This is a genomic window from Aeromonas sp. FDAARGOS 1407 (assembly GCF_019048725.1).
Lineage (GTDB): Bacteria > Pseudomonadota > Gammaproteobacteria > Enterobacterales > Aeromonadaceae > Aeromonas > Aeromonas enteropelogenes.
This window is the reverse complement of record NZ_CP077399.1, coordinates 1,908,703-1,935,416: the sequence shown is the minus strand read 5'-3', so window position 1 is coordinate 1,935,416 and position 26,714 is coordinate 1,908,703. Positions and strand designations below refer to the sequence as shown.

The window sequence follows — 26,714 nt, the reverse complement described above, 5'->3', positions numbered from 1 at the left end:
GGAATCACCGAATATGACCCGTCTTATCACCGGACTCGAGGTGCATCGCTATGCCCCCGAGCTCAACAAACTGCACCTGCGAAACCGTCAGACACTACCCGCTCCCGGCATCACCACCATCAAGCAAGCCAAAGCCCGCCTGTTTGCTCGTTGGCAACCTGGGCATCAGGTGACCATCACCGTGAGCCATCCCGACTACATCAATCTTTCTCGGCTCTACCGGGGGCGGCTGACAAACCTGACCGAACTCCCTGAGCACCTGACCAGACTACGCCAGCGCCACAACGCGCCCGGCACCTGCATCGACATTCAACTGAGGTATCGCTAATCATGACCACGACAACCACCCACACCAACAACCAACACCCCGTAGCGCCAGACCACCCCACTCGGATTTTTGCACAGTGGGGTTTGCCCCATACCGTGACGCCACGCTTTGGCGCTCGTCTGATACAGAGTCGCTACCGGCTCGATTTTCTATCCGATCGGGCCAGTCTGATCGGTGAATGGAGTGAGACGCAGATAGCCAAGCTCGACCTGGCTTTCCCGGAGATCATCAAGGCTCTGGAAGCCAAGCTGCTAACCGGCGAGCTGGATGCTCAACGTCAGCACTGCATCACTATCCAGCACGGCGGCTTTACCTGCGAAGCCGACACCCTCGGTAGCCATGGCTATGTCTATATCTGTATTTACCCTGCGGCGAGCATGGACGCCAATCCTGACCGCAAGGCGTGACCACACATCCGCTTGTGGTAACATTTTTAAACCTACTCGTCCGTGATAAGTGGGTGGGTCTTGGGGAAGGCCAATTCATGACCTTCCCTTTTTTTGGTGACGCTGTTTTTTTTGAGGTTGCTCCCAGTGACTTCGATACCAACTGGCCCCAAGCAGGTCGCTGTGACAAGATAAGCCCCTGTTTTATCTCGATCTGGTTGCCCGATGAAAGAAACCCTGCCCAGCTATGAAGCCATGATGCCTGCCGTGCTCAAGGTATTGGCCGATGGTGTCGCCCGCTCTCTACGTGAGGTATTCGAGCGGGTTTGCCAGCACTACGCCTTTACTCCGGAGCAGTTGGCTGACACCTTGCCCAGTGGTCGCCAAACCACGCTGCGCAGCCGGGTTGGCTGGGCCAAGACCTATCTGGTCAAGGCAGGACTCATCGAGCAACCCAAGCGGGGCATTTGCCTTATCACCGAACGGGGTAAGGCGGCGCTAGTCTCGGGACATACTATCGACAACCGCTATCTGGCCCAATTCAACGAGTTCGTGGCGTTTACCCTGGCCTCCAGTGAGAGCGCAGGCAATACGCAACAAGCCATAGCGATCCCGACAGACACGCCAACACCAGAGCAGGCCAGCACCCCTCAAGAGCAGATTGAGCAGGCACTATCTGCCATCAATCGCTCCCTTGCCGATGACCTGCTTGCCGAGATCTTGGGCCTTTCCCCTCGTTTCTTTGAACAGCTGGTGGTCGATCTGATGGTGGCCATGGGCTATGGCGGCAGCCAGCAGGATGCCGCCCGCACCACCCGTTACCAAAGCGATGGCGGCATCGATGGCATCATCAAGGAAGACCGGTTGGGGCTCGACTCCATCTACCTGCAGGCAAAGCGCTACACCGACAAAACCGTGGGGCGTCCCGAGATCCAGTCCTTCGCGGGGGCGCTGGATCTGCACAAGGCCCGCAAGGGGGTCTTTATCACCACCTCCAGCTTTAGCCGTGAGGCGCAGGAGTATGTCGGACTGATTGAGAAGCGCATCGTGCTGATCGACGGTGCCCGTCTTGCCGCCCTGATGATCGAATACGGCGTCGGCGTCACTACCCGCCAGACCCTCACCATTAAAACCCTGGATTCAGATTACTTTTTGGAAGAATAAATCGTGGCTAAACCAGCCCTAATACCCCCACCGATTAAATGCCAGCGGCATCTTGTTGAGCTTCTCGCGATGCTCGCGCCAGTTGGGCAGATGGGTATCCATCAGTGTGATAAATCGCTGGTTATGTTTGCGCTCTAACAGGTGAACCAGCTCGTGCACCACAATAAATTCCAGGCATTCGGGGGGCTTCTTGACTAATTCGAGGTTGATCCAGATGCGGGATGTATCTGTTTTGCAGCTCCCCCACATGGTCTTCATCCGTTTGATACCGACAAACGAAGGGGTGACGTTGAGCAAGGCCTGCCACTTGGCCATCAATATCGGCAGCCGCTGGCGTAGCAATTGGCGATACCAGCCCAGTAGCAAGGCTTCTCGCTTCGCGGCGTCATAATGAGCGGGAACCCGCATCCGGATCCACCCCCCTTGTAGCTTGACGCTGTGCGCTCCCTCAACCGGGATCACCTCCAATCGATAGCCCCGTCCCCAAAGGTAGTGCGTCTCGCCGCTGCACATCTGGCGCTCGCTCTGACGTGGCTGCGCCTGAAAGTGGGCCTGTTGCTGCCGGATCCACGGCAAGCGTCTGACCACGGCCATTCTGATGGCCGTCTGTGACAGCGACGCCGGGGCCGAGACGCGCACGCGACCATCAGGGGGCAGCACATTGATGTGCAGGTTCTTGATCCCCTTATGCTGCAACTCCAGCGTGAGCTCACCAATGGTGATCAGGGGCATCAGTGGTACTCCTGCTGCGCTTTCACCAGCTCCATCACCTCGGCAACGGTCACATCGTATCCCTTGGTTTCTTCGGCAATGGCAAACGCGATCTCCCGCTCCTTGAAGCGATCGCCATACCAATCGGCCTTCTTGGTATAACGCACGGCGGTATCAATCCTGGCCACCAGCAGCTCATCCTTGCCCAGATTGTCATAGAGTGCCCGTTTGGCTGCCGTGTCTATGCTCTCTGGGTAGGCGCTCTGGCTATGGCTCTGTGGATATTTCACCTGCTTGGCCAGCTCGCGGACCTTTTCCAGATACTCCTGATAGGAGATGGCCTGCTGGCGGCGCAGATCGATCAGCTCATCGAGCAGCACCGACATCCTCTCGTAGTATTTGGGGTTGACCGGGTTCTCATCGACGATGGTCCGGCGCACGTTGTTTTCAATCGCCTCGGCCATCGACTCCTGATTGTCGCGCATCTCCTTGGGCAACCCATCCAGCGCCTCGGGGCCGCGCTGGATAATGAGCTCCAGCAGCCCCAGCTCCTCAAAGTCCATCAGCGTCTCGCTGGGGTCGGCATCCACCCACAGATCCAGCATCTGGCGCATGCCCGGCTCGAACTGCTTCATATCCACCAGATCACCACTGGCCAGCTTGATCTCATCCCGGACCTTGGCGAAGTGTTCGACCTCCTGCTTGATCGAGGCGGCCTGCGAGGCGCTGTAACCCGCCTCCTCCAGCTCACCCGCCAGATTGGTAAAGGCGCGGATCAACTTGGCCACCAACTGATAGAGGGTCAGCCGCAATGCCTCTTTCTCGCTCAACGTCTCTTCATCGGCTCCCGGCTCACAACAGAAATAATGCTGATAATCGAGTTGCGACTTGGGCGCCTTCACCGGCTCACACAAGGCACGGACGGCTTCCAGAGCGTTATCCAGATCCTCTTTGGCCTGGGCCAGTCGATCCTTGAGCAGCCCGGCCACATCCTCCTTGTCATAACCCGCGAAGGCCTCGGCCGTATAGTCGTTGACCGTCTTCTCCAGCGACTTGAACAGGTCTTTGTAATCGATGATGTAGCCGTACTCCTTGTCGTCACCATCCAGCCGATTCACCCGACAGATGGCTTGGAACAGGTTGTGATCAGCCATCTTCTTGTCGATATAGAGGTAGGTGGCAGAGGGGGCATCAAAACCGGTCAGCAGCTTATCCACGACAATGAGCAGCCGCATCTGGCCCGGCTCTTTGATAAAACGCTGCTTGACCAGTTTTTCAAACTCTTCGACCCGCTTAGCCGCCTCATCCTCCGGCTGCTCGAAATAGTCGGCCAGCATCTTGCGATAGATGTTGTACTTGGCCAGCTTCTCCGTCAGCCCCTCGCCCGTCTCCTCGCCCTTGATCTCGCTGGCATTGGGTTGGTAACTGGTGACGATGGCGCACTTGCCAGCAAAACCGGCCTGGCTGAACATCTCGTAACTTTTGCAGGCTTGATAGACGCTGGCGCAGACCAGCATGGCATTGCCACGACCATCGGCCAGCCGGGGCTTGCGCTCGAAGTCGAGCAGAATATCGGCCACTATCTGCTCCAGCCGCGAACGACTGGAGAGCAGCTTCTGCATTGAGGCCCACTTCTGTTTAAGCTGCTGCTTGCCCAGCCGCGAGAGATCCTTGGTCTTGGTATCGAACCACTCATCCACTTTTTTCTGGGATTTGACCCGCTGATCGATATCCCGCGCCTCGTAGCGCAGATCCAGCACCACGCCATCACTCACCGCCTCGTTGAACTTGTAGGTGTGAATGTAGGGGCCAAAGACCTCGATGGACTTTTTTTTGTCCTGCTTCATCAGCGGCGTGCCGGTAAAACCGATAAACAGAGCCTCCGGCAACAGGCTCTTCATAGCCCCATGCAACTTGCCAGACTGGGTGCGGTGACACTCATCGACAAACACAAACAGCTGGCCCTTGGGGCTGAAGTCCGAGGGCAAGCTGCGGCGCATATCGGCAATAAAGTCATCCGAGCTGCCATCATCTTCGTCATCCGACTCGCCTTCTGGCGTGCGACCGAACTTATGCACTAGGGAGCAGATCAGCCAGGGATTATGGGCATGCAAACGGGTCACCAGATCGGCACCGCTTTTGGTGCGCAGGATCTCCTCCTCCACCCCGCTGAATACCTTCTCAATCTGCTCATCGAGTTCAGTGCGGTCGGTGATGATGAGCACCCGGCTGTCGGTCACATTTTCGCGGATCCACTTGGCCAGCCAGACCATGGTCAGGCTCTTGCCGCTGCCTTGGGTGTGCCAGATGATGCCGCCATCCCGGCGGCGGATATATGCCTTGGCGGCACGGATGCCGAAATACTGGTTATGGCGGCAGGTTTTCTTGGTGCCCGCATCAAACACGATAAAGTCGTGGATCAGCTCCAGAAAGCGCGCCTTACTGCACAACTGTGCCAGATGCTGGTCCAGCAGATTGGCACTCGGCAGATCGACATGGTCGGAATGGATTGGATCGGCTGGCTCTTTCCACTCCAGATAGTATTTCTCGTGGGTTTCGATAGTGCCGTAGCGCACCCCTTGGGTGTCGTTGCCCGCCATCACCAACTGCATGGTGGTGAAGAAGTTACGGATAAAATCCTTCTTCTGGTTATCCAGGTTCTGGTGGATACCTTCAGAGACAGAGACGGTAGAGCGCTTGAGCTCAATAACGCCAAGGGCAATACCGTTGACATAGAGCACCAGATCCGGCCGTTTCTTATTCTCGCCTTTGACCGTGACCTCTTCGGCAATGGCAAAGTCGTTGGCCTGCGGATTAGTCCAGTCAACAAGCCAGACAGTCTGGTTCTGCTCGCCCGCCCCGACTTTTTCCTTCACGCCATAACGCAGCAGGCGATAGACCTCCTTGTTGGCATCATAGAGGAGGCGCCCTTCGCCCAGGCTCGCCGCCCGATCCAGTTGCCTGAGTACCTTGGGGATCAGCGCCGCGTCCACGCCCCGCCCCACCAGCCAAGCGGTCAGCAGCTCCGGCTCGACATTGCGGTTGTTCTCCCGTGTATGCCAATCCCCCAGATAGCGATAGCCCAGCTCCGCTTGAAATAACTTGATCACGCGGTTCTGGGTTGCCCGCTCCCGTTGGCCAACTGAAATCATGCTCTCTATCCCTGTTATTCTCTCAAGCCGCCGCGACAACCTCGCAGCCACTCTTATTTGTTACACCCACTTCGTTACACCAATCCCTGCTGCAAACGGGTCAAGGCGATCTGCAGGCTGCGATCATCAAACAGCCGCGCCTTGCGATCACCCCACGGGGTTCCCGCTGGCCAGCGGTGCAACCCCTCGCGCAGCGCGCTCAGTGTCGGCGCACAGCCCTCTTCGACCATCAGCCAGTCCACCGTGGCCAATAACTCCATGCCATAGGGCGACTCAAAACCATCGATTAACGCGGTCGTCTGCTCCAGTATCGGTAAAAATGCTTTGGCCTCGGTATTGAGATAAACGGCAAGCTCTTGTTTTTTAGCCTCATTAAACCAGATGACATCAAACGGCTTGCTATCCGGGATGCGCTTGTCGGACTGCAGATAACTGCCGTCCATCGCATTGAGCAGATGGGTCAGATTGTTGGCATAAGGGCCATAACGATGGGCCTTAAACTGCAACTGCAGCGGATCCCCCATCGGGTTACGGCCAATGACCCGAGCCAGAAACCAGGCCAGTTTCTGGATCTCCAGCAAGCTGCACTCCATCCCTAAAAACCAGTAGCGGCGCACCAGTTCAGCAATCAAGGCTCGAGCCGGAGTCAGCTCCGCCACCCCGCCGCGCTTGGCCACATTTTGGTATTGGTGACTGGGCTCATAGAGCAGGATATCGATATCCAGATCGCCCAGTGCCGTTTCGATCGCCTGTTTGACCTCCGGCCAAGGCAGACCGCCGTTGCCAGCCCCCAGTGGTGGAATGGCAATCGAAGAGACCTGCTGCGCCTGTAACCAGGCCCGCAGATCCTGCAAACCATCCTGGATCCACGCCATCTGTGCCGGATTGCGCCAATGCTGTTTGGTCGGAAAATTCACGATCCAGCGCGGCCCCAGCAGCTCACCCGTCTGGGTAATAAACATCTTGCCGGTGACGACATCACCCTGTTTGCACGCCTCGGCATAGGCGCGCATATTGGCCGGGAACCGCTCTTTGAACATCAAGGCGATCCCCTTGCCCATGACACCGACGGTGTTGACGGTATTCACCAGCGCTTCCACCGGAGCATCCAGCAGATTGCCTGTTGTATATCGAATCATCTGAAATACCACCCATCACGGACATAGACGGGGCGCGCGACCCCGACCCGATTCATGCATTGTTCCACGCGGTTCTTTATTTCTTCGTTGTAACACACCACGCCCAGCAACGCCTCGATGGGGCAATGTTGATGGATCAAGGCCTCGGCCTGATAGCGCTCCAGCTTGCTCAAATCGTCCGCATCACGCTTGAAATCACGGCGCTGCAACAGTGGCCAGTCAATCCGCCCCAGATCGCCAAGGTCGACATAGAAATTGGCCCACTGGTAATAGGCATGGCTATCGGTAAACACAAACGGTAGCCCCAATTCAGCCATGCGATGCAGGCTGGAAACCAGGATCAGGATTTCATCATTGTCACGCTGGGGAACACCGCGCCCCGAGTGAATATTGCTGAGCATGGGAGAAAACGGCGTGAAATAGAAGGGCACATAGTCATTCAACACGCCGTAAGGCGCCAGCGGCACCGGATGGCGCGCGCGCTTGGCAATCAGCTCCGGCAGCCCGATATGCACCCAGTGCGGGTTTTGCTGCTGACCATTTCCCGCCCACAGGCCATGGGTCAGGATCCACTCCAGGTTATCCCGATGCACGATCCGGAATATCAGCGCCTTCTGCGGATTCAGGCTCTGGCTATAGTCATAGGCCATGGGTGGCTAGCTCCTGCGATACCCAACGCTTGATAAACACGCCAACGATGACCCCATACAAAAAGCGGGGGGCGCTGCGCACGCCATCAAACAACTCACAATAAAAGTATCTCTTTCTTTTCAGATAGATAAACATCTATCGCGCCAATTAACAACAGCCCCAGTCACGCAACAGTCAAGCAACGGTCAAGCAAATCCGGCCTGGGTGGCTCGGTGGCCAGGCTCGCGGCAGAGGCGTCATCTGGTTGGGCTGAACTCATGCCCCCGTCTATGCCCCCGCCGCCAGCGGCAGGCGAATTTTGCCGGTCAGCAGTTGCTGCATCATGCCTTGCTTCAGGGCGCGGGCCTTCTCCAGCTTTTGGGTTAACGCCTGCAGCTCGTTATCCATATCGGACAAAATAGTGGCGATGGCGGTTTGTTCTTCATTATCTGATGGCATGACCACATTCAAAAATTGAAACTCACCTATCCAATGACGCTTATGATCTCCAACTAAATAATCGACACTATTTAATAGGTTGTAAATCAAGCTTAATGGTATCTTCTGGTTTCTCGGTTTTAACATCTTCATTGCTGAAGATTTCGCTTTAAATGGAAAATCCACAAACTTCGAATCGGTTGTGAAATCATCAAAGATAATTACAGGGAGATCGGTGAAGACGCCATTCTCTTCATTCGTGTATCCAAGAACAAGCGACTTTCCTGCCGTAAGTACGGGATAGCTACCTTCATCGAGAAACTTTGAGTGACTGACAAGATATTTTGTAGGCTGCTCGTATGCTAATAAATTCCCTAGTGACACAACCTCCCAATCCTCCGGAATGTCTCCCAGTTCGCTGGGTTTATAGCCTTTTTGTGTACCATCGGGGCGCAGGGCGAAGGCGGGCAGGCGGGTGCGGCCGGTCAGCAGTTGCTGCATGGTGGCGCTCTTGATGGCCTGCTTCTTGGCGATCAGTTGCTCCAGCGCATCGATCAGCGCATCACTATCCGACAGCACATTGGCAATGGCGGTTTGTTCGGGCAAAGAAGGTAGATTAATTACCGTTGCACGGATAATACCATTGTACAATCGCGATATTGTACTGCCTTCAGGAGATGCCCAGCTAATAACCTTATAATAATGATGCAAGTATTCATTAATGATTTTATTTTTATTAATCTCCAGCCAAACAATATTTGAATCTTGGAAATATGCAGGTTCTCCGTCATAAACAACCGTTTTACCTAAAGTTCCTGCTGCAGAAATCAGGACATCACCTTTTTCCGGGAACGAGTATTTTGATTTAAATTCGTTATATCTGGAAATTGAAATGTAAGCATCAGGCTGTCCACCAAAAGTTCCAATTTTGAAGAATGGAATTTCACCTAATTCAGTTGTTTGATCAGAAAAAATCCGTTTGCACATACGGACTTCCGCGATATCGCCTAGTGCTACTTGCTCCCAATCCTCCGGAATAACCCCCACTTCCGTCTGCTTGTAGCCCGCCGGAATAGTCTTGCCTGCTGCGTTTTGCATTATCTGCTCTGCCATTATGCCCACTCCAGCCCCATGCTTTTGAGATGCGCGGCCACCTTGGCCTCCAGAGCGGTGACCTGCTGGGTCAGTTGCGGCAGGGTGGCGCTGTAGCGCTCCTCCAACTCCTTGACGCGGTTGGCCAGCTGCTGGGTGATGCGCTCAATCTCCGCCTCGATGGCGGCCTGCAAGCTGGCGCGCCACTTATCCTCCACCAGCAGTTGCTTGATCTCACTCTCTGTCAGCTTGGGGTAACGGGCAACCACCGCCCGATCCAGCGCCTCTTGCGCTTCTTTTACCGCCTTTTTGGCACTGCTTTCGGCTTCGAACCGCTTGATGGCGGTTTTTAGCGCCGATTTTTCGTCGGCATCGCTGGCTTGCTTGAGCCGCGCCTTCAGGCTGGCGGCGTTGATCTTGCCCGCGTCGTTGGCTGCGTCACTCAGCAGCCCCTCCTCGCCCCCTTGCTCTTCCAGATAGCTTTCCAAGGCTTGGCTTGCCTCATCAGCAGCGGCCTGCAGGGCGTCGATGTCGGCCTGCTCGTTGGCAAAGAAGCGGGCCACCAGCAGCGCCGGTGGCAGCAGCTCGGCCTTGTACTTGCTCTTGCCCAGCACCAGATCCGGCGTCTCTTTAAGCTTTTCGCCCTTGTCGACTTTAAGCTCGCGCAGCACCTTGCCCGCCGCCCAGCCATCCTGGCAGAGCACATAGACATCGTCCTGCATCACGGCATGCCAGTAATCCAGCAGCAGTTGGTAGATATCGTAGTTATCCAGCAGCGGCAGCGGCGCATAGGCGGCGAGCAGCGATTCGCTGATCTCCTCGATCAATGCCTTGGGCGATTCGCCCGGCTTTATCTCCGCCAGATGGCACTCGGTAAACCAGCGTGAGAAGGGTTCAAGCGAAGCAGTGGCAAAACGGACAAATTCGGGGTGCGCCAGTATGGTGCCCTTGACCTTGGCGGCCTCCACCAAAGCATGGCTATAACCGGCATGGGCCGGAGCAAACAGATCGGCCCGCAGGGTCGGGAACACCTGCCAGTAAGCACCCAGGGCGTCGATATCCCGATTGGGAATGCCGCCATTAAGGTGGGCGGCCAGATCGTGCAGATCCTCGGCCTCGCTGGCATCGATATAGCGCGGAATATTCAGGTTGTAGTCGTTGGCGGCGATCTCGGAGAGCGGCACGGCGCGGCTGTAACGGGGGATAAGCTGCTCGCGGGTAAAGGTATCGACGATCTTGTGGATGTCCTGCTCACGCAGCCGGTTCTTGTTGCCATCTTTGATAAAGCATTTACTGGCATCGATCATAAACAGGCTCTGGCTGGTATAGCCGTTGGCCTGGATGGCGCGCTGGTGCGACGTCTCTTTGTCGAGGACTATGATGCAGGCCGGGATGCCGGTACCGTAGAAGAGGTTGGCAGGCAGGCCGATGATGCCCTTGATAAAGCCTTGTTTGATCAGATTCTCGCGGATGCGCGCCTCGGCATTACCACGAAACAGCACGCCGTGGGGCAGGATCACCGCCCCCTTGCCGCGGCTGTTGAGGCTCTTGATGATGTGTAGCAAGAAGGCGTAATCGCCATTTTTCTCCGGCGGTACGCCCCAGACAAAGCGGCCAAACTCATCGTGCTCGGCATCCAGGCCGCTGGTCCAGTTCTTGTTGGAGAAGGGCGGGTTGGCCACGGCAAAGTCGAAGCTCTTGAGCTGGTTGTTGCCCTCCTTCCACTGGGGAGCGGCCAGGGTATTGCCCTTCCAGATCTTGGCGGTCGGGTTGTCGTGCAGGATCATGTTCATGCGCGCCAGGGCGCTGGTGGCGTTATCCATCTCCTGACCGTAGATGGTGAGCCCCTTGGGGCCTGCCTCGTCACTGGCCTTGAGCAGCAAGGAGCCGGAGCCGCAGGTAGGGTCGTAGACGGTGGCATCTTGCGGCGTCTGGCGGCTGATGCCGATCACCTTGGCCAGAATGCGCGACACCTCGGCCGGGGTATAGAACTGGCCTTTGGACTTGCCCGATTCGGTGGCGAAGTGGCGCATCAGGTATTCGTAGGCATCGCCTAGCAGATCATCGCCCTCGGTGCGGTTGGCGGAGAGATCCAGCCCCTCGAAGATGCCGATCAGCTTGGTCAGGCGGTCGATCATCTCCTTGCCCTTGCCGAGCTTGTCCTCATCGTTGAAGTCGGCGATGTCGATGACGCCCTTGAGATCATTAGCTTCGGCCAGCGCCGAGATGGTGAGGTTGATCGCCTCGCCGATATTCGCGGTCCCCTTGAGCGCCACCATGTCACTAAAACTCGCCCCGTGCGGCACCTCAATCATGGCGTAGGGGTTACCCTTGGCCTTGTCGGAAACGTACTTCACAAACAGCAGGGTGAGCACATAGTCCTTGTACTGGGAGGCGTCCATGCCACCGCGCAGTTCATCGCAACTGGCCCACAGGGAGGAGTAGAGTTCGTTTTTCTTGATAGCCATGGAAAGGGTTCCAATAAGAGTCAGTTTGCGCCAAGGGCGCATGGAAAACGAAAAGAGGCGATTGTTTGCACCCATACGGGTGAGCACGCCAGAGATTGCCAACGAGTTTACCCACTTGACCCTGTGGCAACCATGGTGGATATCACATCAGTGACGGATAGGCAGATCGTTTGCTGCAAAACGCCATCATTTGCCTTCCAGCAAGGCCGGCGGTGTGCTCTCGCCACGGCATTTGAGTTGCCCCAGCGCGTTGGTTCGACAGACGGTGCCATCAGATGCACGCAACTGACCAAGTGCATCTTCACGCCATGTCACCCGTTCACCGGTTTTGGCATTGCTGCCGCGAATATTGCCCAGCGCGTCTTGCCGATAGGTAGTGCCATCGCTCCTCTTAAGATTGCCGAGCGCGTCCTTACGCCAGGTCGTTCCGGTTCCCGAGTCTTTGATGTTGCCAAGCGCATCCTCACGTAAGGTGCCCTGCTTGCCATCGTCACATTGATAGCGGGTATGGCCCAATGCATCTTTTCGATAGGTGCAGTCGGCTGCAAACACGACTTGCGGCGTTAGGCTCAGCAGCAGTGCGGCCAGCGACCACTGGCGTGTCGCTAGCCAAAAGCCGGGTTGGTGACTCATTGCATCTCTCCTCTGACGTGAACTCGATTGACTATACCGGGCCAGCCGCTCAGCCTCGATACTGAGGTTTTTAACATGTTGTGTTTTCAGGCGGATGCGTGATGGCAAGACGTCCACTGAGGCGCGTTCAGTCCAGCTTGAGATAATTAACCTCGTTTGTATTTACCCACTTGCTCAAGAAAGTAGCTGCCCAGCTCACCCTTATGCTGGCTTGCTTCGCTTTCTGCGCTGGCCAAGTGACCGTTGCGCTCTTTCCATACGGCATATGCGGCAGCCTTCTCGACCTCGACCCGTTCTTGCTGCTCTTTCGGTAGGGCACACAGATTGTGACTCATACTGATCTCTTTGTTATTTGTTGGCGCCATGGTACGTCATCAGTGGCATGCGGGACTTGCGCTGGTTCAAAGGTGGTGCGCTATAATGGCTGTATATAAATACAGGTGTTTTGCCATGAAGCTGTTAACCCCAGACCCATCGCCCGCCGAGGTGACCATCCCGCTGTTCTTACACCGCGCCTCTTGTGGCTTTCCCAGCCCAGCCAGCGACTATCTGGAAGGGAAGTTGGACCTCAACACCCACTGCGTGCCGCACCCTGCAGCAACCTTCTATCTGCGTGCCGAGGGGGAGAGCATGACCGGGGTCGGCATCTTTCCCGGTGACTTGCTGGTGGTCGATAAGAGCCTCACCCCTCGCCATGGTGATGTGGTGATTGCACTACTCGATGGCGGCTTCACGGTAAAGACCTTGCAGCTCAAGCCGAGGTTGCGGCTGCTGCCAGCCAATCCGGCGTTCGCGCCTATCGACCCTTGTATGAGTCTCTCCCTGGAGTTGTTCGGAGTGGTCACCCATGTGATTGGCAATCTGAGGCAGCGTGATGGCTATAGCGCTCGTTGATGTAAACAACTTCTACGCCAGCTGTGAGCGGCTGTTTCGCCCTGAGCTGCGTGGCCGCCCGATCGTGGTGCTCTCCAACAACGATGGATGCGTGGTGTCGCGCAGCCCCGAAGCCAAGGCGATGGGCATCAAGATGGCTGGGCCCTACTTCAAGATCCGCGAGCAGTTCGAGGCGCATGGCGGTGTGGCGTTCAGCTCCAACTACGCGCTCTATGGCGATATGTCTGGCCGAGTGATGAGCACGTTAGAGACCATGGCCCCCGAGCTGGAGGTCTACTCCATCGATGAAGCATTCCTGTCACTGTCGGAGTCGTTTGCCGGGAACCTGACAGCCTATGGGCAACAGATCCGGCAGCGAGTGTGGCAGTGGACCGGCCTAACGGTAGGGGTTGGGATCGGCCCCACCAAGACCCTCGCCAAGCTGGCCAACTATGCAGCCAAGAAGTGGCCTGCCACTGGCGGCGTCGTGGACTTGCGTGACGAGCTGCGCCGTGCCCGGCTGATGGCTATCACCCCGGTGGACGAGGTGTGGGGCATAGGACGGCGCTTGGGGGCCAAGTTGGTGGCACAAGGCATCAACACCGTGGCTGACCTGGTGGCTAGCGATGCCAAAGGGTTACGCGCCCAATACGGCGTGGTGGTCGAGCGGATCGTACAGGAGCTGCGTGGCCTGCCTTGCGCAGAGCTGACCGTTGAACCGGCGGCGAAGCAGCAGATCCTCTCGAGCCGTTCCTTTGGTGAGCGCGTGACTGACCGTGGAGAAATGGCCCAAGCGTTGTCAGGCTTTATGGCTCGCGCAGCCGAGAAGCTGCGGGCCGAGGGGATGTGTTGCCAGCGGGTGCACCTGTTCGTGCGAACCAGCCCCTTTGATGAACGAGCCCCTTACTACAGTGAGCAGGCTGGCGTCCGGCTGGTCTGCCCTAGCGATGATACCCGGTTGTTGCTGCAGCAAGTGAACGTGCTGCTAGCGCAGATTTGGCGCGACGGTTACCGCTATCAGAAGGGGGGCGTCATGCTGAGTGAGTTCACCCCCAAGGGGCAACAACAGGCCGACCTGTTTGCCCCGTCCTCTGCTCAATCGGATGCGCTGATGGCCGTGATGGACCAGATCAAAGCCAAGGGATTGGGGCGTGTAGGCTTTGCCAGCCAAGGCACGGGGTCGCCTGAGTGGATGATGCGACAAGAGCACCTGAGCCCCTGTTACACCACCCGCTGGGAGGACCTGCCGGTGGCGAGGTAGAGCTACATTCACCAGCTCAAACATCATACGGCCGCAGGATATACCTATAAAACACGCATATTCGCTACAGATAAAATACCCTTACGCAAATCTCGCCGTAGATTATACAAGCAACGGCTGTCGCTGGGTGACCTGCTCACTGTCAAAGTCAGCAGCCCATCAGGGCTGGTCAGCCGCCCATGTTTACCACCATTTTGAAAGACCCACCTCTGACGAATCAGTTGGCGGATCAACTGATCGATATCTTTATTTGTACAGTACTTCATACGCCCACATCCGTATTGGTCTGGATATAGCGTGCGCAAAATCGCTTATGGTCAAAGCTCATTTCGCTAAAGGCCATCCCTGCCCCAACCTCGAGGATTGGCCGACTGTAGGTATAACCCTGACCAGCAGCAGGCAACAGAGGTGTGTTCTGAAAAAAGCGCCCGTATGGATCAACCATCAGATATGACTCATGCATGTCTAGGTTGTCCTCGATACAAAGGATTTGAGAGAAAGGATTATGACGAGAGACAAACGAGGCAAACTGTTCGTCATTAACAGCTAGGTGCTGACTCACCACAGGCAACATGCGTAGGACTTTCCACTTATCAGGTGCAAGCCTCACGATCAGAGCACCGAGATCTTCGTGGTGATTAAGCTGGTTAACCACTGTATTAAGCTTGATACGCAGATCTGGGTTTAGCTGGCGAGCCATATCCAGACTGGCGACCAACTCATTCAAGTCAAGTTGTCGACCAAGGCGATCAACTCGTCCAATTGCGTGATTGTTTGCGGCGGATTGCATATTCCGGCCGATCATGAACACCGATTCCGGTTCAACGTGAACACCATTTCCGGACCAATGTGAACGCTCATTCCGGCTCAACCTGAACACTTTGCCCCTCCTTTCCGGAAACAGTGTTCAACATCCCGGAATCACTGTTCACATTCACCGGAATCATCCTTAACGCATTGATTTAAAAACCTTTGATACGCTCTCCCTTTTGCCAGGGAAGAGCCTATGTCTGCCAAGAGGATTGCAATGCGTAAAATTCGTGAAGTGCTGCGACTGCGGCTGGAAGCTGACCTCTCTGTTCGCCAAATCAGTATCTGTACCAAGGTCAGTGTCGGCTCCATCCAGAAACTCCTCAAAAGTGCCCAGGCGCTCGGCCTTACTTGGCCCTTACCTACCGAGCTTGATGATGGCCGACTGGCTGCCCTGTTCTATCCGCAGGCCGATACCACCATCTCGGCCCGCCATGTTGTGCCGGATTGGCCCTCTGTCCATCAGGAGCTCAAGCGCAAGGGGGTCTCCAAACAACTGCTCTGGGAGGAGTACACCCAGCGCTATCCCAATAGCTGTTACAGCTACTCCCAGTTCTGCGACCGTTACAAGTCCTGGTGTCAGTTGCAAAAGCGCTCCATGCGCCAGATCCACAAGGCGGGGGAAAAGCTCTTTATCGACTACTGCGGGCCCACGGTGCCCATCGTCTCGCCCTCCACGGGTGAGGTCCGTCAGGCCCAGATCTTTGTCGCCGTGCTTGGTGCGTCCAACTACACCTTTGCCGAGGCCACCTGGTCACAGTCACTGCCGGACTGGCTGCAAAGCCATGTCCGTGCCTTTGAGTTTTTCGGCGGGACCCCGGCACTGCTGATCCCCGACAACCTCAAGAGCGGTGTCAGCAAGGCTTGCCGATACGATCCCGAGCTCAACCCCAGCTACCAGCAGTTGGCCGAGCACTATCAGGTGGCGATCATGCCCGCGCGGCCCCGCAAGCCGAAGGATAAGTCCAAGGCAGAGGTGGGCGTGCAGATCGTCACCCGCTGGATCCTGGCGGTGCTGCGTCATGAAACCTTCCATAGCCTGGCCCAGCTCAATCAGCGGATGGGTGAACTGCTGACCCGGCTCAACCAGAAACCCTTCCAGAAGCTTCCTGGCTGCCGTGCCTCACAGTTTGCCGAGCTCGATGCTCCGGCGCTCAAGCCGCTGCCGGATTATCCCTATCACTACACCAAAGTGATGTTGGTACTGGTTGGTAAGGACTACCACGTCGATCTGGAAAAGCACTATTACTCCGTGCCCCATGCCTTGCAGGGCAAGCGGCTGGAGGCTCATCTGGCCGAACATACCGTCACGCTGTACCACGCCGGCAAGGTCGTGGCCGAGCACCCGCGGAGTCATCGCAAAGGTCAGCACAGCAGCCTGCCTGCCCATATGCCCGCGCATCACCAGGCGCTGCTGGAATGGTCGCCCGAGCGTCTGCTCGGCTGGGCGGTATCCATCGGACCCTACACCACGCATTGGGTGGATGGTTTTATCCGGAATGTGGCACACCCGGCGCAAGCGGTGCGACCTTGTCTGGCCTTGCTGGGGCAGAGCAAAACCTATGGCAAGGAGCGGCTGGAAGCGGCCTGCCTCCGGGGTTACCTGACCGGCGCCAACCGGCTGCACAACATCCGCAGCATGCTCAAGAACGGCCTCGAGCAACAACCCATCGCCAGCAAGCGACAGGATCCGCTGCAAGACATCCGTCATGACAATGTCCATGGCGAGCACTACTTCCACTAACCCCCACAGCTCAGGAGAAGCCCATGCAATTACACCTCAATGAACAACTAAGCCGCCTGCACTTGAGCGGTATGAAACAGGCCCTGAACCAGCAGCAGGCCCAGAGCATGCTGTACCTGGATATGGGTTTTGAAGAGCGGCTGCAACTGTTACTGAGCCATGAGCTGGTGCAACGGGAGCAGAGGAAAACCAACCGTTTGGAGAAGCAAGCCCGGTTCCGGCTCGCCGGACAGGTGGAGCAGCTCGACTATCGGGCGGGTCGAGGCGTGAGCCAAGCGCAGATCCGCCAACTGCTGGAAGGACACTGGCTGAGTCATCAACAAAATCTGCTGCTGACGGGCGCGGCAGGCTGTGGCAAGAGTTACCTGGCGTGTGCTCTGGGTCGTTACTTTATCCGGCAAGGAGTGGGCGTGCGGTATTACCGGCTGAAAACCCTGCTCGAAGAGATGCGACTGGCACAAGCGGATGGCAGCTATCCGAAACTGCTGGAGCAAGTAAGTCACATAGGAATGTTGATCCTGGATGACTGGGGCATGGAGATGCTGGACGCGAGCGAACGCAGCAACCTGCTGGAGATCATCGATACCCGCTACGGCAAAGTCTCAACGATAGTGGCGAGCCAATTGCCGGTGGAGAAGTGGTACGGAATGATCGGAGAGGCAACATTCGCCGAGGCAATCCTGGACCGATTGATCCACAGAGCAGTGCGCGTGACCTTAACGGGAGAATCGATGCGAAAACAGGGTGCCAACTTGACCGAAGCCGATCAGGCGGAGTAAAAGAAAGACGCTATAAACGCGGGCAGAAAAACGGTGATCGGCATGATGTTATTGGCTGATCGACATGATGTTATTAGCCAGACCGTCCACCATGGGCTTGTGAGGCGCCTCGGCGCTACCGATACGGGCTCGCCAAGTAGTGCTGGCTTTCACTACCCCAAATTCGTTGTGGTAAACGGTCGGGCCACTACCGCCCTCCTCTTCCAGCGCCTGCGGCTGCTCGCCGGTATGGCGGATATGGACGATTTGCCAATCGGTGTTGAGGCTACCGTTCGGGTGTTCGGAGAGGGAAAAGAACTGGCCCGGCAGCAGAGCTGCACTATTGGACTTGCCACTGCCCGCCACAGCGTCATTGCGCAGCGCATCGAGCCTGTGCTGAGTGAATGCCTTGCCGCTCGGGTCCTGCTTGTAGCGGCCCGGATAGTCAAAATGCTGATAGGTGTCGCGTTGATGCGAAAGCTCAGCACCCATCTTCTTCTGGGAGAGGCCGTAAGCCGGGCTCTTGAAGCTGTAGTCCTTGAGCTCTACATCCGAGGGGCGCACTGATTCGCGGTAGTGGAACTGGCGGACATAGGGGCCTTGTTCCAGCGAACGGTTGCCGAGGTTGAAGAACAGCTCGGGGCCAGCGGTAAGCGCCGCTGCATCGTCGGCAAAGACAATGCGATGCTTGCCTTGCTCGAATTCGTGAAAGTAGAACAGCCCCTCTTCGGCGGCGAGGCGGTTCAAGAAATCGAGGTCGGTCTCGCGGTACTGAACGCAATATTCGCGCTGGGCATGCTCGTTTTTCAGGGCAAAGGCGTAATCGGTGATGCCGTGCTCTTGCAGCAAAATGGAGAGGATTTCGTCAGGCTTCTGTGCCTGAAAGATACGGGAGTTCTGGCGCAATCCCAATCGCCACAGGGCCGGTTTGACTTGCAGCTGATAGCGGGTGCGGCGAAAGCCGCTGTCCCCTTGCGCAAAGTCGCTCACCACACCGCATACCCGGCGCTGCAGCTCGCCGTTGTACCACACCAGCAGCTCGCAGGGCTGGTCCAGCACGGCGCCAAAGTCGATGTCCGGTTGCTGGCTGGCCACCTCCAGTTTGAGGCTAAACGGGCTGTTCAAGCCCTCATCGAGCTTGAAGCTCGCGACCGCAAAGGTGTTGTCAGCCAGTGCGCCAACCTTGACGGTGAATTGTAATCCTGTGCTCTGTGCCATAACTCTGTTCCTTATCCTGCTTGCCCGCTGCCCGAACCAATCACCACGCCACCACAATCCACCGCTGTGCCGGTGATAGCGATGGGCTTGCCGTTCACCAACACCGAGCCCACACCACCGGCAATGCTGCGCGGGTGGGGCGGGTTATTCGGCTTGTCGTGCGGCGCCAGCGGGTCACCCTGACGGGCCACCGGCTTGCCATCGAGAAAAACATCAGGGCTGGCGGCTATCACCGGGGTCGGTGGAAAGCCATCGTGGTCGGTGCCAAGGTCACCAAGCAGTGCAATGGAGGGACACATAATTCAAACCTCTTGTGTGCTTTGCCATCACTCCGCTCTCACTACCACGACATCAATCTCCGGGCAGGGGGATGGCAAAACATAAAAGGCTCCGGCAGCCAAAGACTGACCGGAGAAACACGGGATAAAGGCCGGTGCACACCGGCCACAAGATACGAAACCTAATACAGGAAATAACGAAATCAGAACGTCAGGCTTATGCCTCGATAGGGGCGCGCCAGTCGTCAGAACCAGAGGTACCGGCAACGGTGTGCTCCCAGTCAATCTTGCGGTAAGCAAGAGAGACCTGGATAAGCTGGGTGAAGTCGGATTTCGCCGGGTCTTGGCAATGCGGCATCTGGCAGTCGATGTCAACGATGGTGGCATCGGTCAGCACGGTAGAGAAGAAGTGCTCCTGCTTGCCTTCCACAGAGGTGCGGTACCACTTCAGGGTCACTTTCGGCAACATTTCGCCGGAAGCCAGGGAGTTGTACATCAGCGGCACAGCTTTGTTCAGCGCAACGGTGAACTTGAACGGCTTGTGGACACGCTGACCAGCAGGCTGACCGGATTGCGGGTCAGTCGGCACGGTGACAACGTGCTGAAACTCTTGTACCAGCATCTCGTCTTCGTGACCTTGTACGAAGATGTTGCCGACGGAGTCGGAGGTGAAGGCACCAGCGGTGATGTTGCCCTGGGTTTTACCTTCGATGCTGATATAACATGGAGTTGGCATGTGTATGCTCCTAAATAGGTTGGTTAAATGAGCTAGCACTCGACCAAACCCTTAGCAGTGACCGTGCCAACTTTTTATTTTGTTACTCATCAATCACTTAACTCTACCTCTTGGTCTCGGCAGCCCCCGCTTGAGCAAGACTTTGCGCAGATGGCACTCATGCACTACAAAATCTTGCGTAGATAGTGATATTCACTGAAATTAGAGCAAAATATTGCGTAGTTTGGCATTATTGACTGCTGCCGTTGACATTTCCCACTAATATACAGCTTACCACTCCCTGTTTGAGGGCCTAGGATTTTGCCGATATCACTGACTTGCTTCCCCTCTGCCGCCCACTGGCAGACCTCCAGTTCCCGCAAGCTCAAAGAGTGACGAGGTGGCATGGCTGACGTACACACCCGTAAGACAGCTTCGAAGAAATGACTTGATAACCAGTGCAGAAATCGGATCGCGCTGAACCATTGATGTTTAGTACGGGGTACTCAGGTAATGAATGGCGTTGTTGCCCAAATCGATGCAGCTTGAATGGAACTAACTGAGGACTTGGTGATCTGATCACCACCATCCTCTTCAAGTCTGCATCATGAGCACGTCGCTTCACCCCATCACCAACTGGCCTAAGTACAACAAGTCTTTGATTAACCGTGGCTCTCTCGCCTTCTGGGTTGATGACGAAGTCATGAACAACTGGTTCCACCACGACCATCACGGGCGACGGGGCCGCAGCCAGCTCTACACCGATCAGACCATCTGCACCTTCCTGATGCTCAAGGGGATTTTCAACCTCACTCTGCGGGCCACTCAGGGACTACTCGACTCCCTGTTCGAGTTGATGAACGTACCGCTTTGTGCCCCCGATTACAGTTGTGTAAGCAAGCGGGCCCGCACGGTGACGGTGGCTTATCGACAGCCCCCAAAAGGACGTATTACCGATTTGGTTATCGACTCAACCGGGCTGAAGGTATTTGGTGAAGGCGAGTGGAAGGTCAGAAAACACGGCGCCGAGAAACGGCGAGTCTGGCGCAAGTTGCATCTGGCAGTAGACCCGGCCACTCACGATATCGTGGCGGCGGAAATCTCGCTGGAGAATGTCCATGATGTCGAGGTGTTGCCGACTCTGCTCAATCCACTGCGGCGCAAACTGGGGCGTGTTTATGCGGATGGCGCCTACGACAGCAAAGCCAGCCATCAGCTTATCTTGCGCAAAGGGGCAACAGCCTGTATCCCGCCTCGCAAAAGCGCGGGGTTATGGAAAAAAGGACACGCAAGAAATGACGCGGTGCTGGTGATGCGCAAGGAAGGACTGGCGCACTGGATGAAGATATCGGGGTATCACCGTCGCTCACTTGCAGAGACAGCGATGTATCGGTTCAAACAGTTGTTGGCGGGGAAAGTCAGTCTGCGTAACTACAACGGCCAAGTGGGAGAGGTAATGGCGTATGTCAGCGCCATAAACAAACTCAATACCCTGGGTCTGCCTGTCAGAAAGCCCCGAGTGTAGCGGTCACCTGGGGCTGGGGAAGTCATGACTTGCTGCCTGATTTGGGCAACAACGCCAGGGCGATAGCAAAATAGAAAAAGCGCCAGCCCACGGGATATGCCTGGCTGGCGAAAGTTCAGGCCCATTAACCGGTAAGTGTGCCAGCCATCCTATTTGCGGCTATCTGCCGTTATTGTTCTGATGTATCCCTCTTCCTTATTCAGCGACATTCGCGACACGTGCAGTCTGGATATTCAGCTGCACCACCCCCTGAACAAGCGCCAACGAAATAGCCTGGTTTTTATTACTGGCACCCAGCTTTTTGATCACCCGCTCTAGATGAAACGTCACGGTGCGTGGCGTAATGCCCAATATTTTGCCAATGTCACTCACCTGCTTCGGTAATCCCCCCGAAAAACCAGGGTGCTCATAAGTAGAATTTTCCCGTACCTTGAACGCAGGAGGTTCTACATGAAAACATCACGCTTTAGCGATACCCAGATCATCGCCATCCTCAAACAAGCTGAGGCTGGAGCTCCCGTCCCGGAGCTCTGCCGCGAGCATGGCATCAGCACGACCACCTTCTACAAGTGGCGTTCCAAATTCGGGGGGATGGATGCCTCCCTCATGGCTCGACTCAAGGAGCTGGAGGACGAAAACCGCCGCCTCAAGAAGATGTACGCCGAGGAGCGCCTCAAGGCAGAGATCATCACCGAGGCCATGGCAAAAAAGTGGTAACGCCATCTGCCCGCCGGGAGATGGCGACCAAAGCCGTGACTCACTACGCCATATCCATCCGTCTGGCTTGCCGGATCTTCAAGGTCAGTGAAAGCTGCTATCGCTATCAGCCCGTGCTGGTCGATGAAAACCAGGAAATTGCCGATTGGCTGCTACGTATCACGGCCAGCCAGCGCAACTGGGGCTTCGGGTTATGCTTTTTGTACCTGCGCAACGTCCAAGGCTTTGGCTGGAATCACAAACGGGTATACCGGATCTATCGGGCGCTGGAGCTCAATCTGCGGATAAAACCCAGGAAACGGTTGGTTCGGGCTAAGCCAGAGCCGTTGGCGGTTCCCGACCAGCCTAATCAGTGCTGGTCGATGGACTTTATGCATGACCAGCTCAGCGATGGCCGCTCGGTGCGGCTGTTTAATGTGATCGATGACTTCAATCGTGAAGCGCTGTGCATCGAGGTGGATTTCTCCTTACCCGCCTCACGAGTCAAACGGGCGCTGGAGCAGGTGATCACGTGGCGAGGTAAGCCCGCCATTATCCGATGTGACAATGGCCCGGAATACATCAGCGAAGAGCTCAAGCGATGGGCGAAACAGGAGGGGATAACCCTGGGCTATATCCAGCCAGGAAATCCGCAGCAGAATGCCTACATCGAACGGTTTAACCGCACGGTGCGCTACGACTGGCTGGGCCATTACCTGTTTGAGTCACTGAATGAACTACAGGAGTTTGCCACGAACTGGCTGTGGGTTTATAACCATGAGCGGCCCAATATGGCGCTGGGTGGCTACACGCCGAAACAGCGTCTGGCACAGGCCGCATGACCTCTACTTTTGAATGCCCCTAAAAATGGGGGGATTACCTATGGAAGTGACTGGGGGGCGTTCGCCAGGCTGCGTAACTGGACCAGCAGATAATCCCTATAGAACTGCCCGAACAGTTTACCAGGCTCGAGGGATGAGAGTATGACTTGGCGTCGCCGTTCCAGATTGCTAGGCAGGCGGCGCACATGGGTGTCTATCCAGACGATGTGGCCGCAAGGAGAGATCATCATGTTACCCAAATGAAGATCTCGGTGGTAGTAGCCATGCCTTGCCAGGTGGTCGATATCCTGGGCGAGCCTGTGCAGCAGGGACAGCCGACCGGCCTCGTCGCTCCGCTGAAAGTAGTCTTCACCAGAGTGATGATCTGTCAGGTAGCGCACTGCGAGAAAAGAAGCGCGGGGATTAAGCGGATTAAGCGCAATGCCCGCAGCCTTGCAGGGAACAACCCGTAGGCCAGCCTTGTGCAGACGCCGATTACTTTGTAACTCCCGAAAAGCGTCAATATGGCCGATCAGCCGCTTGTTGAGCAAGTCTCGACACAACCAGCCAAGAGTCCAGCGGGGGTACTTGTCGGGTACTATCTTGCACAACGTATTGCTGGCAGGATGCAACCAGAACTGGCTGCTGGCGATGTGCTCCAGCTGACGGGTCAGTTCGGTTTGCTGCAATGACCAGTGAGCCAGCCCGAGTTGGTCGTGTAATAGTAGGTAGTAGTATTTCTTGCCGTGCAAGTTGAGTGTAGTCAGCATCATAGGATTAAGTAGGAGATGATGAGTGATCTGCACCAGTCTCGTGAATTCAGATAATAAGTGCAATGCCCATGGTGCATAGGAGAGAGGCAGTCAACTACCAGTTAGGGTACGCTTCTTCTCGCCAAAGAAACAAAGCGATACACCATGAAATACCAGCAGTTGACCGAGGGGCTACGATACCAGATTGCCTGCCTCCGTGACCATGGCCTGTCACAGGCCCGCATTGCCAAACAGCTCGGGGTTCATCCATCGACTATCAGTCGTGAGCTTCGTCGTAATTGTGCTGGGCAGGCCTATCAGCCGCAGCAGGCTCACCAACTTGCCACGGCACGACGGCTGACGAGTCAGAAGCGTACTGTCCCGTCTGATACCATCGACTTTGTTTGCATGGCGCTGGTCGCGGACTGGAGTCCCGAGCAAATCAGTGGCGTTGGAGACATGATTAACTGCCCGGTTAGCCACGAGTGGATATACCGCTATGTGGCACGCGACAAGGCCAACGGTGGCACGCTATACCGGCATCTGCGTCAGGGTCACAAACGCTATCGCAAGGGTAAGAACAGCAAACGCAGTGTCATTCCCAATCCGGTATCGATTGATGAACGCCCTGCGATAGTCAATGAGCGGAGCCGTGTGGGAGATTGGGAAGTCGATACCGTGTTGGGTAAGCAAGGCAGCGGTGCAATAGTGAGTCTGTTGGAGCGTAAGAGCCGGCTCTACCTGGTTCAATACGTTCCCAGCAAAACAGCCAGCGCGGTGGCGGACACCATTATCAGCATGCTGAAACCCTACCAGGCACATGTCCATACCATCACAGCTGACAATGGTAGCGAGTTTGTCGAACATGAACGTGTTGCAGCAGAGCTGGAAGCGCAGGTGTACTTTGCGCATCCATACAGTGCATGGGAACGGGGACAGAATGAGAATAGCAATGGTCTGCTGCGGCAATATGTGCCCAAAGGCAGTGATTTGAGTGTGGTGACAGCAGAGGCACTGTCAGCCGTCGAAAAGCGGCTGAACTTCAGGCCGCGCAAATGCTTGGGATTTAAACAGCCACAGGTGGTTTTTGACGAACTTCTGAAAGCAGCCTGATTTTTAATCGGGAATTGCACTTCGAAGTTGAATTCGCGACTACGTTTCGCTTTGTTTTCTGAATGCACTTGTCGTCCGCCGTCTGCACGATATTGATCGTTCGGGATGGTGGGGATGTGTCTTTTTTGTCCCTGTCATCGGCCCCTTTGTGTTGCTCTATTTTCTCTCGCAACAAGGCGATTCATACGCTCAATCAGCGGGGAGGACATGATGAAACATTATCTATGGCTGTTCATGCTGGCATGTCCGGTCCTGCTCGCCGAGACTGTTGATATTCATGATTTCCCCAAGGGGGCGCTGGGTATATTGTCGGTAGAGCGTTTGACTCAGGGAAGTCTTTTATGGATGCAGGGGCGAGTTGGTGAAGGGAGCTATACCACAGCTGATAGTGAAGGTCGCCACTGTACAGTCAAGGTACCGGTTGTGGTTGGGCGGGTAGCAAATACCGGGCTGGGGATAGACTCAGTGACGGGACTTTCGATCATTGTGATGAATCAACAGCTAAGTGACGCCTTGATCAAGGGCGAGCGTATTAATAGCAACGAATGGCATTTTACCGGGATGGCAGAACAGTTGTCAGCAGATGGCTACATAGTAAAAGGCATTGAGGCAGATGAAGGGTTTGTTCTAAATTCAAAACGGCGCTGGATTTCCTGGCTGCTGGATGACAAACCCGCGTTGAACTGCCGCTAATTGAATATAAAAAACACCGCCAGCTGGCGGTGTTTTGATATGTCGGCTTATTGGGCCAGTGATTTCAGTTGCTGCTTGTCCGGCGGGTTATTCCAGTCGATGGGGCCGTGGGTGAAGCGATACTGCAGGCGGGGCAGGCTGGTTTCCAGCCACTCTTCCCGAAAATAGGCGTAGCCCTGATCCCAGTCGGGATCGTTTGCCCTGCCGCTTTGCAGGAAGTAGAGGCGAGTACCCTGACCTTCAGGCACAAAACGCAGGCTGACCTGAGTTTTTTGCAGACGAATATGGGGCAGGGAGGGCGGAAAGTTCCAGCTGAAGCTGAGCAGGTCGTGGGGCATGACGGCCATCACCCGACAGCCTTCGCTACCACGTTCACCCAGCGGGGCATCGGGCCTGAAATAGATCTCGAAGGGACCATTCGGTTCGGGCACCATCAGGCATTCCGGTGCCAGGAAGCTGCGCAGGCCGCTCTCGGTTGTCCAGGCACGCCAGACATCGTCGATATGGGCCGGAACAAAGATGTTACCTTCTATCTGCTTGTTATCCATAAATCAGCGAGCCTCAAACCATCCATACATGGGACTCAGGCAGTATAGCCCATGGGCGATAAAATGGACAGAGGTGTGTCACACCCGTGCCATCGGCTGGCCGTTATCCTAACCATGATATTTGACACTGTGTGGCGATCCATCCGACAGTGTTGCCAAGTGATAACAGTGACGAAGGAAGGCCTGATGATCAGAGTCATGCGAGAGACGGATATTCCCCAATTGGCGCAGCTGTACCTGAAGGGGCGGCGTCAGACCTTTCACTGGGTCGACCCTTCCCACTTTCGGCTTGAGGATTTCGACGAGCATACCCGGGGCGAGCAGCTCTGGGTGGCTGAACAGGGTGGCACCCCTTGCGGGTTTGTTTCCATCTGGGGGGATGAGAGCTTCGTGCATCATCTCTACGTGTCGGCCGACTGGCATGGTCAGAGGCTGGGGCGGGCACTGCTGACCCAGGGGTTGGCGGCTTGTCGGAAGCCGGCCTCGCTCAAGGTGGCGACCCACAATACCTCTGCTCTGGCCTTTTATCATCGCCTCGGCTGGCAGAATACGGAGGAAACGGGTCACTGCGAGATCACAGGCCCCTGGCGTCGCTTGATCCTCAAATAACATGATGTGAAGCGCGAGGGCGAGAATATAGGGATGGCAGGCATGGGGCGCTATGGGGCAGTAATATATAGCGCCATTCGTCTACCTTGAGCCTCGTCTGAGTGGTACAGGTTTTAACCACAATGGCCAATTGTGAAAATAGCTGACATAAGTGTGATG

Annotated in this window: 26 protein-coding genes and 2 pseudogenes; 13 read left to right on the top strand and 15 right to left on the bottom strand. The window is 56.0% G+C overall.

Annotated elements, in window-relative coordinates:
- The first annotated feature begins 13 nt into the window (after positions 1 to 13).
- The 3 genes from I6L37_RS09360 to I6L37_RS09350 all read left to right on the top strand — a co-directional run bounded on the left by I6L37_RS09360 (position 14) and on the right by I6L37_RS09350 (position 1,878).
- Positions 14 to 328: a hypothetical protein gene (locus I6L37_RS09360; protein WP_216993860.1), complete on the top strand. Its 315-nt coding sequence runs from the start codon at positions 14 to 16 to the stop codon at positions 326 to 328.
- A gap of 2 nt (positions 329 to 330) precedes the next feature.
- Positions 331 to 735, top strand: a complete 405-nt coding sequence (locus tag I6L37_RS09355) for a type IV toxin-antitoxin system YeeU family antitoxin (RefSeq protein ID WP_080988641.1) — start codon at positions 331 to 333, stop codon at positions 733 to 735.
- A gap of 204 nt (positions 736 to 939) precedes the next feature.
- Positions 940 to 1,878 (top strand): restriction endonuclease, encoded by a 939-nt coding sequence (locus I6L37_RS09350; protein WP_171269279.1) that lies wholly within the window; start codon positions 940 to 942, stop codon positions 1,876 to 1,878.
- 18 nt (positions 1,879 to 1,896) lie between these two features.
- Here I6L37_RS09350 and I6L37_RS09345 read toward each other — a convergent pair whose 3' ends face one another.
- From I6L37_RS09345 to I6L37_RS09310, 8 genes are all read right to left on the bottom strand, one after another.
- The gene (locus I6L37_RS09345; protein ID WP_005331303.1) at positions 1,897 to 2,610 is read right to left on the bottom strand and encodes a M48 family metallopeptidase; all 714 of its coding nucleotides are present in this window, start codon (positions 2,608 to 2,610) and stop codon (positions 1,897 to 1,899) included.
- Entirely contained in the window at positions 2,610 to 5,741 is a 3,132-nt protein-coding gene (locus I6L37_RS09340; RefSeq protein WP_216993859.1) for a type I restriction endonuclease subunit R, read from the bottom strand. Before I6L37_RS09340 ends, I6L37_RS09345 begins: the two co-directional genes overlap by 1 nt.
- Positions 5,742 to 5,815: 74 nt before the next feature.
- A complete protein-coding gene (locus I6L37_RS09335; RefSeq protein ID WP_216993858.1) occupies positions 5,816 to 6,880 on the bottom strand; it encodes a macro domain-containing protein in 1,065 nt (354 codons plus the stop codon).
- On the bottom strand, positions 6,877 to 7,530 hold the full coding sequence (locus tag I6L37_RS09330) for a DUF4433 domain-containing protein (RefSeq protein ID WP_216993857.1): 654 nt from the start codon (positions 7,528 to 7,530) through the stop codon (positions 6,877 to 6,879). The genes I6L37_RS09335 and I6L37_RS09330 overlap by 4 nt, the downstream gene beginning before the upstream one ends.
- Positions 7,531 to 7,798: 268 nt before the next feature.
- Entirely contained in the window at positions 7,799 to 9,061 is a 1,263-nt protein-coding gene (locus I6L37_RS09325; protein ID WP_216993856.1) for a restriction endonuclease subunit S, read from the bottom strand.
- Entirely contained in the window at positions 9,061 to 11,508 is a 2,448-nt protein-coding gene (locus tag I6L37_RS09320; protein WP_216993855.1) for a type I restriction-modification system subunit M, read from the bottom strand. The genes I6L37_RS09325 and I6L37_RS09320 overlap by 1 nt, the downstream gene beginning before the upstream one ends.
- Before the next feature lie 186 nt (positions 11,509 to 11,694).
- Entirely contained in the window at positions 11,695 to 12,141 is a 447-nt protein-coding gene (locus I6L37_RS09315; protein WP_043852095.1) for a hypothetical protein, read from the bottom strand.
- A gap of 146 nt (positions 12,142 to 12,287) precedes the next feature.
- A complete protein-coding gene (locus tag I6L37_RS09310) occupies positions 12,288 to 12,476 on the bottom strand; it encodes a DUF3283 family protein (RefSeq protein ID WP_021138010.1) in 189 nt (62 codons plus the stop codon).
- A gap of 115 nt (positions 12,477 to 12,591) precedes the next feature.
- Here I6L37_RS09310 and umuD point away from each other — a divergent pair, with 115 nt between their 5' ends.
- Positions 12,592 to 13,035 (top strand): translesion error-prone DNA polymerase V autoproteolytic subunit, encoded by a 444-nt coding sequence (gene umuD / locus I6L37_RS09305; protein ID WP_024945037.1) that lies wholly within the window; start codon positions 12,592 to 12,594, stop codon positions 13,033 to 13,035.
- A complete protein-coding gene (umuC, locus tag I6L37_RS09300) occupies positions 13,016 to 14,275 on the top strand; it encodes a translesion error-prone DNA polymerase V subunit UmuC (RefSeq protein ID WP_216993854.1) in 1,260 nt (419 codons plus the stop codon). Before umuD ends, umuC begins: the two co-directional genes overlap by 20 nt.
- A gap of 262 nt (positions 14,276 to 14,537) precedes the next feature.
- On the opposite strand, the gene I6L37_RS09295 is transcribed toward umuC, so the two are convergent.
- On the bottom strand, positions 14,538 to 15,155 hold the full coding sequence (locus tag I6L37_RS09295) for a viperin family antiviral radical SAM protein (RefSeq protein WP_216993853.1): 618 nt from the start codon (positions 15,153 to 15,155) through the stop codon (positions 14,538 to 14,540).
- A gap of 126 nt (positions 15,156 to 15,281) precedes the next feature.
- Here I6L37_RS09295 and istA point away from each other — a divergent pair, with 126 nt between their 5' ends.
- Positions 15,282 to 16,829 carry an IS21 family transposase gene (istA, locus tag I6L37_RS09290; RefSeq protein WP_216993852.1) on the top strand — a complete coding sequence of 516 codons (1,548 nt, stop codon included), beginning with the start codon at positions 15,282 to 15,284 and terminating at the stop codon, positions 16,827 to 16,829.
- A gap of 23 nt (positions 16,830 to 16,852) precedes the next feature.
- A complete protein-coding gene (gene istB / locus I6L37_RS09285; RefSeq protein WP_021141277.1) occupies positions 16,853 to 17,608 on the top strand; it encodes an IS21-like element ISAs28 family helper ATPase IstB in 756 nt (251 codons plus the stop codon).
- A gap of 81 nt (positions 17,609 to 17,689) precedes the next feature.
- Here istB and tssI read toward each other — a convergent pair.
- The 3 genes and pseudogenes from tssI to hcp1 all read right to left on the bottom strand — a co-directional run.
- Positions 17,690 to 18,805 (bottom strand): annotated as a pseudogene (gene tssI, locus I6L37_RS09280) (type VI secretion system tip protein TssI/VgrG); the annotation flags it as partial.
- Positions 18,806 to 18,816: 11 nt separating this feature from the next.
- Positions 18,817 to 19,104, bottom strand: coding sequence for a type VI secretion system PAAR protein (locus I6L37_RS09275; protein WP_042038057.1), 288 nt, complete (start codon positions 19,102 to 19,104; stop codon positions 18,817 to 18,819).
- A gap of 196 nt (positions 19,105 to 19,300) precedes the next feature.
- Positions 19,301 to 19,819 carry a type VI secretion system effector Hcp1 gene (gene hcp1 / locus I6L37_RS09270; protein ID WP_017764274.1) on the bottom strand — a complete coding sequence of 173 codons (519 nt, stop codon included), beginning with the start codon at positions 19,817 to 19,819 and terminating at the stop codon, positions 19,301 to 19,303.
- A 586-nt stretch (positions 19,820 to 20,405) separates the two neighbouring features.
- On the opposite strand from hcp1, the gene I6L37_RS09265 reads away from it, so the two are divergent.
- Positions 20,406 to 21,323, top strand: coding sequence for an IS5 family transposase (locus tag I6L37_RS09265; protein ID WP_216993851.1), 918 nt, complete (start codon positions 20,406 to 20,408; stop codon positions 21,321 to 21,323).
- A 195-nt stretch (positions 21,324 to 21,518) separates the two neighbouring features.
- Here I6L37_RS09265 and I6L37_RS09260 read toward each other — a convergent pair whose 3' ends face one another.
- The gene (locus I6L37_RS09260; protein ID WP_216993850.1) at positions 21,519 to 21,695 is read right to left on the bottom strand and encodes a LuxR C-terminal-related transcriptional regulator; all 177 of its coding nucleotides are present in this window, start codon (positions 21,693 to 21,695) and stop codon (positions 21,519 to 21,521) included.
- A gap of 78 nt (positions 21,696 to 21,773) precedes the next feature.
- On the opposite strand from I6L37_RS09260, the gene I6L37_RS09255 reads away from it, so the two are divergent.
- A protein-coding gene (locus I6L37_RS09255) for an IS3-like element ISKpn10 family transposase (protein ID WP_099368947.1) occupies positions 21,774 to 22,861 on the top strand; the annotation gives its coding sequence in 2 pieces (ribosomal slippage) (positions 21,774 to 22,026 and positions 22,026 to 22,861; 1,089 coding nt in all).
- A 38-nt stretch (positions 22,862 to 22,899) separates the two neighbouring features.
- On the opposite strand, the gene I6L37_RS09250 is transcribed toward I6L37_RS09255, so the two are convergent.
- Positions 22,900 to 23,646 (bottom strand): lipopolysaccharide kinase InaA family protein, encoded by a 747-nt coding sequence (locus I6L37_RS09250; RefSeq protein WP_133295846.1) that lies wholly within the window; start codon positions 23,644 to 23,646, stop codon positions 22,900 to 22,902.
- 111 nt (positions 23,647 to 23,757) lie between these two features.
- On the opposite strand from I6L37_RS09250, the gene I6L37_RS09245 reads away from it, so the two are divergent.
- The 3 genes and pseudogenes from I6L37_RS09245 to I6L37_RS09235 all read left to right on the top strand — a co-directional run bounded on the left by I6L37_RS09245 (position 23,758) and on the right by I6L37_RS09235 (position 25,398).
- Complete coding sequence (locus I6L37_RS09245; RefSeq protein ID WP_012564931.1) at positions 23,758 to 24,705, top strand: IS30-like element ISAeca1 family transposase; 948 nt, start codon at positions 23,758 to 23,760, stop codon at positions 24,703 to 24,705.
- Between the two features lie 58 nt (positions 24,706 to 24,763).
- A pseudogene (locus I6L37_RS09240) lies at positions 24,764 to 24,916 on the top strand (DUF805 domain-containing protein); the annotation flags it as partial.
- The gene (locus tag I6L37_RS09235; RefSeq protein WP_234593127.1) at positions 24,913 to 25,398 is read left to right on the top strand and encodes a hypothetical protein; all 486 of its coding nucleotides are present in this window, start codon (positions 24,913 to 24,915) and stop codon (positions 25,396 to 25,398) included. The pseudogene I6L37_RS09240 and the gene I6L37_RS09235, both read left to right, overlap by 4 nt.
- Positions 25,399 to 25,445: 47 nt before the next feature.
- Here I6L37_RS09235 and I6L37_RS09230 read toward each other — a convergent pair whose 3' ends face one another.
- On the bottom strand, positions 25,446 to 25,946 hold the full coding sequence (locus tag I6L37_RS09230; RefSeq protein WP_216993849.1) for an SRPBCC domain-containing protein: 501 nt from the start codon (positions 25,944 to 25,946) through the stop codon (positions 25,446 to 25,448).
- A gap of 186 nt (positions 25,947 to 26,132) precedes the next feature.
- Between I6L37_RS09230 and I6L37_RS09225 the strand changes: the two genes are divergently transcribed.
- Positions 26,133 to 26,555 carry a GNAT family N-acetyltransferase gene (locus tag I6L37_RS09225; protein ID WP_216993848.1) on the top strand — a complete coding sequence of 141 codons (423 nt, stop codon included), beginning with the start codon at positions 26,133 to 26,135 and terminating at the stop codon, positions 26,553 to 26,555.
- The last annotated feature ends 159 nt before the right edge of the window (positions 26,556 to 26,714 follow it).

What these genes read in the sequence shown, in the direction of transcription:
- I6L37_RS09360 (WP_216993860.1), top strand. Translation starts at nt 14, where the DNA reads ATGACCCGTCTTATCACCGGACTCGAGGTGCATCGCTATGCCCCCGAG.
- I6L37_RS09355 (WP_080988641.1), top strand. Translation starts at nt 331, where the DNA reads ATGACCACGACAACCACCCACACCAACAACCAACACCCCGTAGCGCCA.
- I6L37_RS09350 (WP_171269279.1), top strand. Translation starts at nt 940, where the DNA reads ATGAAAGAAACCCTGCCCAGCTATGAAGCCATGATGCCTGCCGTGCTC.
- I6L37_RS09345 (WP_005331303.1), bottom strand. Translation starts at nt 2,610, where the DNA reads ATGCCCCTGATCACCATTGGTGAGCTCACGCTGGAGTTGCAGCATAAG.
- I6L37_RS09340 (WP_216993859.1), bottom strand. Translation starts at nt 5,741, where the DNA reads ATGATTTCAGTTGGCCAACGGGAGCGGGCAACCCAGAACCGCGTGATC.
- I6L37_RS09335 (WP_216993858.1), bottom strand. Translation starts at nt 6,880, where the DNA reads ATGATTCGATATACAACAGGCAATCTGCTGGATGCTCCGGTGGAAGCG.
- I6L37_RS09330 (WP_216993857.1), bottom strand. Translation starts at nt 7,530, where the DNA reads ATGGCCTATGACTATAGCCAGAGCCTGAATCCGCAGAAGGCGCTGATA.
- I6L37_RS09325 (WP_216993856.1), bottom strand. Translation starts at nt 9,061, where the DNA reads ATGGCAGAGCAGATAATGCAAAACGCAGCAGGCAAGACTATTCCGGCG.
- I6L37_RS09320 (WP_216993855.1), bottom strand. Translation starts at nt 11,508, where the DNA reads ATGGCTATCAAGAAAAACGAACTCTACTCCTCCCTGTGGGCCAGTTGC.
- I6L37_RS09315 (WP_043852095.1), bottom strand. Translation starts at nt 12,141, where the DNA reads ATGAGTCACCAACCCGGCTTTTGGCTAGCGACACGCCAGTGGTCGCTG.
- I6L37_RS09310 (WP_021138010.1), bottom strand. Translation starts at nt 12,476, where the DNA reads ATGAGTCACAATCTGTGTGCCCTACCGAAAGAGCAGCAAGAACGGGTC.
- umuD (WP_024945037.1), top strand. Translation starts at nt 12,592, where the DNA reads ATGAAGCTGTTAACCCCAGACCCATCGCCCGCCGAGGTGACCATCCCG.
- umuC (WP_216993854.1), top strand. Translation starts at nt 13,016, where the DNA reads ATGGCTATAGCGCTCGTTGATGTAAACAACTTCTACGCCAGCTGTGAG.
- istA (WP_216993852.1), top strand. Translation starts at nt 15,282, where the DNA reads ATGTCTGCCAAGAGGATTGCAATGCGTAAAATTCGTGAAGTGCTGCGA.
- istB (WP_021141277.1), top strand. Translation starts at nt 16,853, where the DNA reads ATGCAATTACACCTCAATGAACAACTAAGCCGCCTGCACTTGAGCGGT.
- I6L37_RS09275 (WP_042038057.1), bottom strand. Translation starts at nt 19,104, where the DNA reads ATGTGTCCCTCCATTGCACTGCTTGGTGACCTTGGCACCGACCACGAT.
- hcp1 (WP_017764274.1), bottom strand. Translation starts at nt 19,819, where the DNA reads ATGCCAACTCCATGTTATATCAGCATCGAAGGTAAAACCCAGGGCAAC.
- I6L37_RS09265 (WP_216993851.1), top strand. Translation starts at nt 20,406, where the DNA reads ATGAGCACGTCGCTTCACCCCATCACCAACTGGCCTAAGTACAACAAG.
- I6L37_RS09245 (WP_012564931.1), top strand. Translation starts at nt 23,758, where the DNA reads ATGAAATACCAGCAGTTGACCGAGGGGCTACGATACCAGATTGCCTGC.
- I6L37_RS09235 (WP_234593127.1), top strand. Translation starts at nt 24,913, where the DNA reads ATGATGAAACATTATCTATGGCTGTTCATGCTGGCATGTCCGGTCCTG.
- I6L37_RS09230 (WP_216993849.1), bottom strand. Translation starts at nt 25,946, where the DNA reads ATGGATAACAAGCAGATAGAAGGTAACATCTTTGTTCCGGCCCATATC.
- I6L37_RS09225 (WP_216993848.1), top strand. Translation starts at nt 26,133, where the DNA reads ATGATCAGAGTCATGCGAGAGACGGATATTCCCCAATTGGCGCAGCTG.